Below are 11,669 nucleotides of genomic sequence, written 5' to 3' on the forward strand. Positions count from 1 at the left end.
CACCAGGGACACCGGCTGACAATGCCGTAATGGAACATTGGTGGGCAGATTTTAAGGCTATTTGGATCGCACACCTGCCTAAAGCACAAACATTATTAGAACTAGAAGGACAAGTTAGAGAAGGAATTACCTATTTCACTGAAAAATTTATCTCAGCGAAGAGAAATGACCTTACCGCAGCGGAATACCGTTTTGGCAAGGCCAACTAATTTTTATTATTTAATGTGTAAACTTGACAGGGCACAGTACCATAAACCTATTAACCATTTATCTACTTTCTTTTGTCTTATATAAATACATAATTACTATATTAAATCATATACTCTAATATTCTAAGAGTGCAAAATATCGTTATTTTCTTGCAAAAGTCTATATTCGTTCATCCAGAAGTTTAATTAATCCATTTGATATGGGTCTTTCAACTTTTCTCCCCCACCAATAATCGCCTTGAATAATTTTACTAAAATCATCCTCATCTAAAATTGCTGGGCGACTTCCATGCTTTTCTATCATTTCAATAAAATGATGAATATTTTTATCTATTCTATCTTTAAACTTTGAATTGACTAAGATAGTTTGAAGCCATATTTCATCTGAACAAAAACTAGTTCTAAAAATTTTCTCAAGTTCTTTGTGAGTATCATAATAGTTAATTGCATACTCTAAAGCATCTCTAGGAACATCTACCCATTCTTGACCGGCATATATATTTTCAGCTTTCCAACCATACTTTTTTAGTTTATTTATACGCAAGACAGTTTGTACCATCAATAACAAACGATGATATATTTTCCCAAAAAATGTTCGACGGTTAATGTTATCGTAGTTGAAATAATATTTCACCCACCAAATTTCTGGCTCACCCGTCTTCTTTACATCAACTGCTCGCCAATAATTCATATAAATTTTATCTGTATTCTGAAAAAAGCTATAAATTTTTTCAGGTGACTGCATGGGCCAGTCCTGTCCAGAAAGCAAATGAAAGTAATTTATCTTTTTATTCATTAGAGCTTTTTTCATTAGCAAAATGGTTGCTCTAACGATACTATAACTTCCCCATTTAACATTATATTTGGAATAATATTTTACACCATTTTTTTCTAGCTCAGTTCGTTGTCGAGAAGTTAATTCAACTTTTTTATCAAAATGAATATATATTTCAAAGTAAGGTTTTAAACGTTCGCATAATTCAACCACTTGATCGATATTCTTATGAGCTAAAATTAAAACTGCTTGCATATTTAATCACCATTTAGCAAATTTTATAGTAAATATTTCTTAGTACTGATCAAAAACGCAATTATCATTCCTACCAAAAGTCCTAAAGCAACCCCAACTAACGTATATTTCTTGACAGAACTATGTTTTTGAACCCTTACATCTTCTTTAGTGGCTTTTGTATAAGCATACACTCTTCCTAAACCTGGTTGAATTTTAGGTAATTCACTTTTGGCTGCTTGTACTGTATTATTAACTAATTTTAAAGATTCAATAGGACTAGCAGATGTAGCTTTTACATTAATAACCAATGAGTTTGGTTCAGAATCAGCAGTAATATCCTCCTCAAATTCTTTTTTGGAATACTTATGTTGATCTTTCTTAGACAAGTTCTTATATGCTTGATCTGCAACTTGCTTACCCTCAACAATATCTGCATATGTTGGTACCATCATTAGATCAGTCTTTACTTGTTTATCATCATCTTTGCCATGACTAATAATCAAGCTTCGTTCTGCAGTATAAAGCGTAGTTTCCTTATGTTTTGCATAAACAAAGAAAACTCCCCCTCCAATAATCCCCAGAATTACTATCAAAACAATGTTTTTCATTACAATTAAAGAAATATCCTTCATACTGTAGCTTTTGTTATTCATTATTAAATTTTCCTTTCACTCTATGATTTATAGGTTTACAACTAGTAAGCAATGCTAGTAAAAAAGGGTTATAGGATAATTCTAATAGATGCTGTTCGACCATACAGCTTATTACAACAATTAACATAACTGTTGGTAAAACAAAATTTTTATTTAAGATCGCTTTTATTGAAATGGTCATAATTATACCAATTACGATTAATAACATTAGCAGACCATAAATCATTAATAGGCGCATATATGATGAATCGATAAAGAAATATCCTTGATTCGAGTGATGGAAAATCCTCAAACCTGAATTGCCACCCAAACCATGTTCAATAACTTTTTGACCTAATAAGGGAATCTTATAGTTGTAAAAAGCCAAACTACCATAAGAAAGCCTTCCTGAAAGAAGGTGATTAATCTTTGTGTAAATATGATTTTCACCATCATAAAAATAGGTAGCGATTATTGCTAAAAAAGACAGAATAGGGGCTGCCATCCAATATATAGAAATAAACAATCTTGAAATTCCATCTGGATGATTTGATGCTCTTTTAGCAATTATTAATACTCCAATCATTATTAAAATACATAAAACACTTAATCTAGCATTCGTGATTTTCATTAAAACAACGTCAATTAAAAAATATGAAAAGTAATATTTCCAATTAAGTCTTTCAAAGTTCAAAAATGCATGGGCCAATAATAAGTACAATACTCTTGCAGCCAAATCAGTTGGATAAACAATACCAAGTGAATATCTAATTGCACGTCCCTTAACTACGAAAATCAAATTTTTAATAACACCTAGTAATGAACTAGTAACTACGACTGCAAAAATAATTAGCGTAACATTATAGTAGTATTTAACAACTTCTCTAAATGATACGCCTTGCCCACTAAGTATAAATACCATCATTACAATAATTAAATTTGACTTTGACTTCAACCATGAAATCATTGCCAATATTAAAATCAAGAAAATTATTCCTCTTTGAATAGAAGAATAATCATCAAGAAAAATAATTTTCAATATTAATAATCCAACTACTAAATAGGAAACCAAATTAAACGGACGACTACCCAAGTACGCATGGAAAGTCGAATTTTGTAGGAAAGCAAAAAAAAGATAGAGAACAAGTGAAAAAATATATACTTGTTGACCAGTAATTTTAGTTATCCAAATTTTTTGAAACTTTTCTTTCAACATACGTCTCCATTCTAATAATTAGGATCTACCCTTTTTCCCATTCGATTGTTCATTCCATCATGATATGCTTTAAATAACAATGGAAGATTATCCTTTGCATATCCGTCTAAAATAGATTTAACCATTTTATGAATAAGTAATAATCGAGGACTTATATTTCTAACTGCCCAATTTTTCCCGTAACGACGATCAAAAATTATATTGTTACGTAACATATAGTATGTTCGCCATGTATAACGATCTCTTTTAGAAGTTACTGACTTTTTATTTTTTTTAGCTAGTTGCCGATGCAAAACTGCATTAGTAACATAAACTATTTTAGAATATTTTTGAAGACGTTGAGCATAATCAGAGTCATCATATTCTAAGAAAAAGCCATCATCAGGTATTCCAACTTTTCGAACTGTGTCCATATCTATTAAAGGGCCTTCAAATGCCATGTCTACGACATAGTAATAATCCTTAGTTAAAGGTTTAGGATAGAATTCTTTTCTTGAATATGGCGTATACTTCAAGAAGTTGTTAAAATCTAAAGCTTTAACAACTGAGTCCTCATAATTACTATCACTACGACTTGGGATTGCTACTTTAACATTTAAATCATGCATTTTTTGCAATAATAGTTCCAAGCAATTATTTTCTGGCAATACATCATCATCCATTATCCATAAATAATCAGAATCAAATTTAGACGCCATTTTAATTGCGTTAGCAAATCCACCTGAACCACCTAAATTTTTTTCACTGCGAAATGAAATCATCCGATTAGAACTAATATTATTTTTAACTTCATCTGAAGAACTTAGTATTTTAAAACCATGATTTTCCAAATACTTTGACGTTCCATCCGTACTGTTATTATCAAAAACAAAAATTTTAGAAATTTCTTTTGTCTGGCTATTTAAAGCAGTCAGAACCCTTTTCAGACATTCTAAACGATTATACGTGACTAAGACCGCGCATACTTTTTCCAAAGTTCTCTTCCTTTTCAAAATATAATATTATTCAGCTATGATCCTGCAATTTTAGCTTTCTCCATAGGAACCCAAATGTCCTTGGAAAAAACCAATTAATCCAGTAGATAAGTTTATCACGTTTTGGCAAAACAGTGTTTTTCATAAAGTCTGGTCGATACTTTAGTGCTAACTCACGAAGCATCCCATAAGTATCCTTATCTACTTTCTTTCTATTTGGGGCTGCTTCAATAGCTCTTAATTGCGTGACAGCTATCCAACAAATTCTTGCATTAACTTCTTGATGATAATCGCTATAATTCATTGGAACTACTTCGTTAAGTCTATCGAAAGTTGAAAGTGCATTTAACCCATTTCCTGTATATTGTGCACCTATTTGATTAGAATGCAATTGACTATTTTCATACCGTATATAATGGTATACCGGCGTAGGGTCATAACTAATCTTTTGACAATACATAAGATATTCAATACAAAATAATAAATCTTCCGATATTCTAAGATTTTTGTCAAACCTTAACCCGTGTTCTTTGATAATAGAAAACTTAAATAATTTATTAACCAAGTATCCTTCAAAGCCATAGCTTATCAATATATCATGAAGTGCCTGTTTCCTATTTAAAATGGTGTTTGAACCCGTTCCAATCATTAGAGTTATACCATCCGGCAACTCCTTTCGATAACCGCAAATTGCAAGATCAATATTATTCTTTTGGTATTGACTCAGCAATACCTTTAAATAGTTTGAATCAACATAATCATCTGAATCTACAAAAGTAACATATTCCGAATTAACCAAGTCTAAACCTTGATTTCTTGTTTCAGAAGCACCACTATTTTTTTTATTAATTAATTGAATATAGCAATTATCTTTATACTTTTGTAAAACATCCCAAGTAGTATCAGTAGAGCCATCATTAAAAATTAAGATTTTATAGTCTATTCCAATATCCTGTTTCAATAAACTATTTACACATCGTTCGATTGTTTTAGCTGCATTATAGGCACTAATTATAACAGTTATACTTGACATTTAGTTCTCCCTAATTAGCGATTTGCCAATAACTTTTTAGCCTGTTTAATTATCGGTGCTCTAAGGATAAACAGACAAGCAATATAGATTACTGCACCAATGATTACTTGAATTATCAAATTAATAATATTCATGGTCATCATTTGATCTAAACGTAAAACTACCAAATACATCAAAAAACCACTTAATAAATAGCGCCAGAACGCTACAAATAGTTTTCTACGCTTAATAGTTGTTTGAATGCAATATAATTGCACAGCCGTAACCGCAAACTCAGAGATCACAGTTGCAATTGAGGCACCTTCAGCACCATAAACTTCTATTAAAAATAGATTGGCAATTATATTAACAACTGCTCCTACTGTAACCGACATCGTGTACTCATGAACCCTATTAATGGGCATCAAATATTGCATACCAATGACGTTGCTCCAAGCTATAAAAAGAATGATTGGAGCTTCAAGAAAAATTAAATGTCCCGTCTGAAGATACTCACTTCCTAAAAACCAAGGAGCAAATTTAGCTGAAATTGCCATTAAACCAAACATCATTGGTACTGACAACGCCGTAACAAAATCAAATGAATTATAGAGGCTCTTACGAACTTCTTTTACATCACCATTTGCAAATTTGTTAGCCACATGTGGCAACATAACCGTACCCGTAGCTGTTACTACTGATAAAACCAGCTTAACAATTTTATCACCATAATCAAACTGGCCTAAAGCGTCTTGAGTAGCCATATGTCCTAGCATTAAACGATTAACAACTAAATATACTTGTGTCGTAATGGTGGGAATAAACAGTAATAGTGATGGATATAAATGCCGAAATGGATGCCATTCTTTTATCGATACCCATTCAATACTACCTTTCAAATATGGCCATAAAGTCAAATTACCGCCCACCTGAGCAAGCCCTAATAATAGGATGTATTTCCAAAGATCACCTGGTTCTTTAACTAAGGCAAAAATTAAGCCAATTGATATCAGTTTAACGATTGTATTTCGTGTAACCGTCTTTTTAAAATCTTCCATTCCCATGAAATACCATGAGACATCTAAACCAGTTGCAACAATCCATAACGATTGTAATAAGAAATATTTTCGAAATGTCGTACTAAACAAGAAGATAGCTAACAAGAATGCAAAGAATGCCATAGTTGACGTAATCAATTGCATGAACTCAATACCCCAAAAGATTCTGGAACGTTCATGCTTATCATCACGATGGTAGGCAACCTCACGATTACCATATAAAGTAATCCCTAATTGACCAATTAAATAAAAAAAGGTTACCCAACTATTCGTGTATGAATTGATACCGCTGCCATGTGCTCCCAAGACCCGTGATACATAGGGCGTTGTAATTAAAGGAGCCAACATTAACAGAATTTGGTAGCCCGCATTATACAGATAGTTTTTGATAACCTTCATGATTTACTTGTCAAACTCCTCAGCCACGGTCGTTAAGGCCGCCTTGATTACTTGATCCATATTGTAGTACTTGTATTGACCCAAACGGCCGCCAAAAATAACGTTTGGCGCCTTTTGTCCGGCCAATTCCGTATATTGTTGGTAAAGGCCGTTGTTGCGCTGGTTGTTGACTGGATAGTACGGCTCGTCGCCGCGTTTCCAGTCAGCTGGGTATTCTCGCGTAATGATGGTCTTGCCTTCATCGCCCTTGCCGAATTCAAAGTGCTTGTGTTCGATAATCCGCGTGTATGGCGTTTCGGCATCGGTGTAATTAACCACGGCGTTACCTTGATGGTTGTCTTCATCAAGCTCTTCTGTCTCAAAGTGTAAGCTGCGGTATTCCAACTCACCTAATTCATAGTTGAAGAATTGATCGATCATCCCAGTAAAGATGATCTTAGGAAAGTTGGCCAGATATTCATCTTGCTTATCAAAGAAGTCAACGTCCAATTCAACATCAATCAGGTCGCTGGCTAGCATCTTTTCAACGATCTGCGTGTAGCCACCCATTGGAATGCCTTGATACAGGTCATTAAAGTAGTTGTTGTCGTAGGTCAGACGAACTGGCAGGCGCCGAATGATAAAGGCCGGCAGCTCAGTGGCCTTTTGACCCCATTGTTTTTCGGTGTAACCTTTGATCAGCTTTTCATAGATGTCGCGGCCAATCAGAGAAATAGCCTGTTCTTCCAGGTTCTGAGGCTCTTTGCCATCCATTTCAGCTCGCTGCTCATTGATCTTAGCCATTGCTTCTTTAGGCGTTCGAACTCCCCACATCTTATTAAAGGTGTTCATGTTGAATGGCAAGTTATACATCTCACCCTTGTAGTTGGCAACTGGAGAGTTCGTGTAGCGGTTGAACTCGGCAAATTGGTTAACGTATTCCCACACTGACTTGTCCGAGGTGTGGAAAATGTGGGCACCATATTCGTGTACCTGGATGCCATCAACTTTTTTAGTGTAGATGTTGCCAGCAATATGGCTGCGCTTTTCAATTACCTTAACGCGCTTGCCACGCTTAGCTGCTTCGTAGGCAAAAGTGGCTCCAAATAAGCCGGCGCCTACTACTAAATAATCGTATTTACTCATATTTTTCCTCTTTAGATTTATTATTAAAAGCCCGTATTAAGATTAGAGCTCTTTTATTTAAACTCAACATAGTATAAACATTTATTTGTGCTTTTAAAAGGACAGATAAATACTTTTAAGATTTATTAATCTTGAACATTTCATTAAAATGTTTTCCCCAAGCATCCCAACTAATGTTTTTAATGTACAGTTCTTTAGCGCCCTTACTATATTTTTCTAACTTTTTATCTTTAACCCATTTCTCGATCATATCGGCATAGTCTTTACCATTTGCTGATAGTGGTAAACGTTCACCATTGACACCATTTAACACATAAGTTCCAATACCACCAGTATCAGTTGTAATGACCGGAACTCCATAAGCTGCTGCTTCACTAAAAACGATAGCTGAGCATTCTGCCCTGGTAGGAAGAATCAGTAGGTTGGCTTGTTGCCAAGTCTCTAAATATCTTTTTAAATCTTTTGGATTATTCTTATTTAAAAAACCTTTGTTTTTAATAAAAGCTTTGTTTTTTAAATTATTAGGCAAAGCATCAATACCGCATATTAAAAGTTCAGAATTTATACCTCGCTCATTTAACGATTCAACTGCATCAACAGCAATCTGTCCTCCCTTACGAACCCAATCAACACCTGAGAACATTACTTTTAAAACTTGACCGTCATACTGAGAAGATTGAACTATTTTATCATCATCAAGTGCTGCTCCAAATGGAAAAACACTAACTTTTTCCGATTTAGCATGAAAATCATTAATAACTGAGTCAGCTGCCCATTGTGATGACAACCAAACATAACTTGCATTATTAATTGCTTTTTGCTCAATTGTAATAGCTTCTTTTACTGCTCTATTTGAAAAACCAAACCAATAATATCCAATCATCAAAGGTACAGTGCCATCGGTATAATAGACAATTGGCGTAGATGTGTGCAATCCTGCAACCATATCAACTTGACCAGGAACAAAAAGAAGATCATATTTTGATAAATCCTGCTTAATTGATTTAACTCGAAGCTTACTTGCAAGTCCAGAATGTGTATATGATCCGTGTCCATATACTAAACGGTAGACTTTAGAAAAAAGTTTATCCACAAGCGAATCATTTCGATAGCTTATCCATTCGACTTGATGACCTGCCTTCTCCAAAGCTTTCCGGGTATTAAAATACGTTCCAGACCAAGCTTTTCTATCTGTAAAAGGATTTGTAGGTGATAAGTAGCCAATTAACATTTAAAATACCTCAATTTTAAGCGTTGTTATCTCTTGCCATTTAATTCATATAAACATAGCTAATAATTAATTTTACCAAAAGTTCCTATACTTAACAAAAAGTCATTAACATTTTAATACTTTATGGAACAATCTTTTTTAATAAGGGAATTTTTCTGAAAACTATAGTTGCCATAGCACTAACTAGAAAAATAATGATTGGGTACATTAATATCCTTAGCATAGTATTCCAGTTTTCAGTCATTACAATCAAATGTGGTAACAACTTAACAACAAAAAATGGATGAATTAAATAAACCCCAAACGTTAGTTTGGATATTTTAGGTAACCATTGATACCAATTTTTTTCAACAAAAAAATTTTCACGATTTTTAAAGAATATGAACAACGCAACCATTACACAAAATGACGGAAAATTGCTAATATCATAAAAAGTTTTAACTAAATAATCAAAAGCATAGCCGAAATTAGCCAGATTATGTGGCATAAAGAATGTACTATAGATTGTCGCAAAAATTTCAAATGCTAACATAATAATTCCCAATGTGTATATCTGCTTTGTCGACTTGTCAGAAATATCAACGTGAACAATATACCATCCGACAATAAAGTATTCTAAATAACTACCTATCGCTGGTAAACTACCGACAATCATACTGTTAACTTTTGCTATCTGAAACATCATAGGCAAGATAGTATTAAATATGATAGTTAGTATTAAAATGTACCTAATAGTTTGGATGTGCTTCTTATTTATAATTAACGATAAAAATGGAACACACAAGTAAAAACCTATAATGTTATAAAAAAACCAATATGGTCCGACAATTAACCCACTAGTAAACCCTTTTATTAATTTAGGAAACCATAATAAGTTAAAAGGAGTTTTTGTAATAAAAATAAATCCTAATATACTCCAAATAATAAATGGAATTACTACTTTATTAATTCTTTTCTTAGCAAAGGTTTTAGTATCATATCGCTCACGATAATTTAATACATTAGCACCGGATTGCATAAAAAAAATTGGAACTGCAAACGAAAATAAAATATTAATCAAAGCAATTATTACAGAAGAACTATGAAAAGTTCGCAAGTCAATATTTTCATTTCCTGGCGCAGCAGAAGTATGCAACACTACAACTGCAAAGCAAGAAATAATTGCTAAAAAATCCATGTAATAGTATCTTTTTCTTTTAATCATACCAAACCTCTTTAAAACAAGATAAATGCCGATACCATCATAATATGAAATCTACGTCTAATAAACATAGTTTCATACATAAAGATGATATCGACATTTAATTTTAAAACTATTAATTAATATTAGCTACTCTATTTTAACGACGATATACATAGTAATATGGGTAGTCATCTTTACCCCAGTACCAGAAGTAAGGGAAGTTTTGAACAGCAGTTCCTTTTTCACCCTTTGTCCAGTAACAAGTAGATATCATTGTTCCATTTTGACCGGAACCGCTAATAACACCAGTATGACCAGCACCGCCTGCACTATGTCCACGCTGACCCCAGATAATAACATCACCGACTACTGGTGAAGTATAACCACTGTTTTCATAAGCTAAATGATAGCCATTTCCTAATAGATAGCTATGCAACATTTCCGTGTTGTATAGTAACGAGTATCGCCAAGCACCCGCCTCATATAATGCTTGAGTCAATGAGCCTGAACAATCAGCGGTTCCATCCGCACCATTTCGTGAGCCATCCATTGAATAAGTTAACTTACCCATTCGATTGAAGAACCATTCCAGCAGTTTAGCAGTCCATTGATCCTTCACCTGTGCGCCTGTAATGTAGTCAAAATAGTACTCTTGTCCATTAATCCATTGCGCACCGACATACATATTTCCATCTTGTGGGTTAAAGTAATAAGTACTACCATTGATGTTTTGCCAATTATAAACCATATGACCTTGAGCGTTATAGTAAACTGTACGCCCATCATTCAACTTGATGAAGTTAGAGACTGCTTCATTACCGTTACTTAGATTAAAATAGTACCAGTAATTTCCAATCTTTTTTTCACCATAAGACATGTGACCCTTTTCATCATAGTAAGTAATTCGCCCATCAACTAATTTAACAAAACTAGAAATTGCTTCACTCCCATTTTGTTTATCAAAATAGTACCAGGCACCATTGATTTTCTTTTCACCATGTGCCATTTGAGCAGTGTCAGGATCATAGTAGACCTCACGATAGCCCCCATGATTATTATCTACTAACTTTTTCCAACCAGTTACCATTTTGCCATTCTGGACATCATAGTAATACCATTGACCATTAATTTCGTTTTCGCCGTCATTAAGAATGATATTTCCATCTTCAGCGGTATTTACCGGAGATTGAAATTTAATACTTAATGAACCATCTATCGCGCCATAATATTGTAAACGACCTGTAGCAATATTATATACGACACCCTTTTTTTGAGCTCCTGATTGTACATTAAAATAATATTTCAAATTTTTAAGAGTCTGTTCACCATAGAGCATCCCCTTACTTTTACTGATATCTTGAAAATCAATATCATAATATACTCTTCGACCATCAGGCAAAGTAGTGAATCCAGCTGCAACATTGCCAGTATTTTCATTGAAATAGAACCATTTACCATCTACTTTCTTTTCACCGAGTTGCATCTGACCTTGTGCATTATAGTAGACCGTCTTGCCGCTTGCTAGTTTCGTAAAGCCCGTACTTGCCGACCCATCACTCGTAAAGTTATACCACTTGCCGTTGATCTGCGCTTCTTTGCCGGCGTACATCTCACCGCT

10 protein-coding genes and 1 pseudogene are annotated in these 11,669 nt (G+C 33.8%); 1 reads left to right on the forward strand and 10 read right to left on the reverse strand.

What is annotated here, in order from left to right:
- Positions 1-209, forward strand: a pseudogene (locus QOS03_RS08500) (IS3 family transposase); the annotation flags it as partial.
- A gap of 160 nt (positions 210-369) precedes the next feature.
- Here the strand turns inward: QOS03_RS08500 and QOS03_RS08505 are convergent.
- The 10 genes from QOS03_RS08505 to QOS03_RS08550 form a co-directional block, all read right to left on the reverse strand.
- On the reverse strand, positions 370-1,239 hold the full coding sequence (locus QOS03_RS08505; RefSeq protein WP_272225861.1) for a beta-1,6-N-acetylglucosaminyltransferase: 870 nt from the start codon (positions 1,237-1,239) through the stop codon (positions 370-372).
- 23 nt (positions 1,240-1,262) lie between these two features.
- Entirely contained in the window at positions 1,263-1,874 is a 612-nt protein-coding gene (locus QOS03_RS08510) for a YveK family protein (RefSeq protein ID WP_283576102.1), read from the reverse strand.
- Positions 1,867-3,069 carry a polymerase gene (locus tag QOS03_RS08515; RefSeq protein WP_283576103.1) on the reverse strand — a complete coding sequence of 401 codons (1,203 nt, stop codon included), beginning with the start codon at positions 3,067-3,069 and terminating at the stop codon, positions 1,867-1,869. Before QOS03_RS08515 ends, QOS03_RS08510 begins: the two co-directional genes overlap by 8 nt.
- An 11-nt stretch (positions 3,070-3,080) precedes the next feature.
- Entirely contained in the window at positions 3,081-4,043 is a 963-nt protein-coding gene (locus QOS03_RS08520; protein WP_283576104.1) for a glycosyltransferase family 2 protein, read from the reverse strand.
- 31 nt (positions 4,044-4,074) lie between these two features.
- The gene (locus QOS03_RS08525; RefSeq protein WP_283576105.1) at positions 4,075-5,076 is read right to left on the reverse strand and encodes a glycosyltransferase family 2 protein; all 1,002 of its coding nucleotides are present in this window, start codon (positions 5,074-5,076) and stop codon (positions 4,075-4,077) included.
- A gap of 14 nt (positions 5,077-5,090) precedes the next feature.
- Positions 5,091-6,512, reverse strand: coding sequence for a flippase (locus tag QOS03_RS08530; RefSeq protein ID WP_272225866.1), 1,422 nt, complete (start codon positions 6,510-6,512; stop codon positions 5,091-5,093).
- 3 nt (positions 6,513-6,515) lie between these two features.
- Positions 6,516-7,637 (reverse strand): UDP-galactopyranose mutase, encoded by a 1,122-nt coding sequence (glf, locus tag QOS03_RS08535; RefSeq protein WP_283576106.1) that lies wholly within the window; start codon positions 7,635-7,637, stop codon positions 6,516-6,518.
- A 115-nt stretch (positions 7,638-7,752) separates the two neighbouring features.
- A complete protein-coding gene (locus tag QOS03_RS08540; protein ID WP_283576107.1) occupies positions 7,753-8,868 on the reverse strand; it encodes a glycosyltransferase family 4 protein in 1,116 nt (371 codons plus the stop codon).
- A gap of 121 nt (positions 8,869-8,989) precedes the next feature.
- Positions 8,990-10,072: an acyltransferase gene (locus tag QOS03_RS08545; RefSeq protein ID WP_283576108.1), complete on the reverse strand. Its 1,083-nt coding sequence runs from the start codon at positions 10,070-10,072 to the stop codon at positions 8,990-8,992.
- A 136-nt stretch (positions 10,073-10,208) separates the two neighbouring features.
- The coding region (locus QOS03_RS08550; protein ID WP_283576109.1) for a peptidoglycan amidohydrolase family protein at positions 10,209-11,669 on the reverse strand (1,461 nt) is incomplete at its 5' end.

This window comes from Limosilactobacillus pulli (genome assembly GCF_947381555.1).
In the GTDB taxonomy this organism is placed as follows: domain Bacteria; phylum Bacillota; class Bacilli; order Lactobacillales; family Lactobacillaceae; genus Limosilactobacillus; species Limosilactobacillus pulli.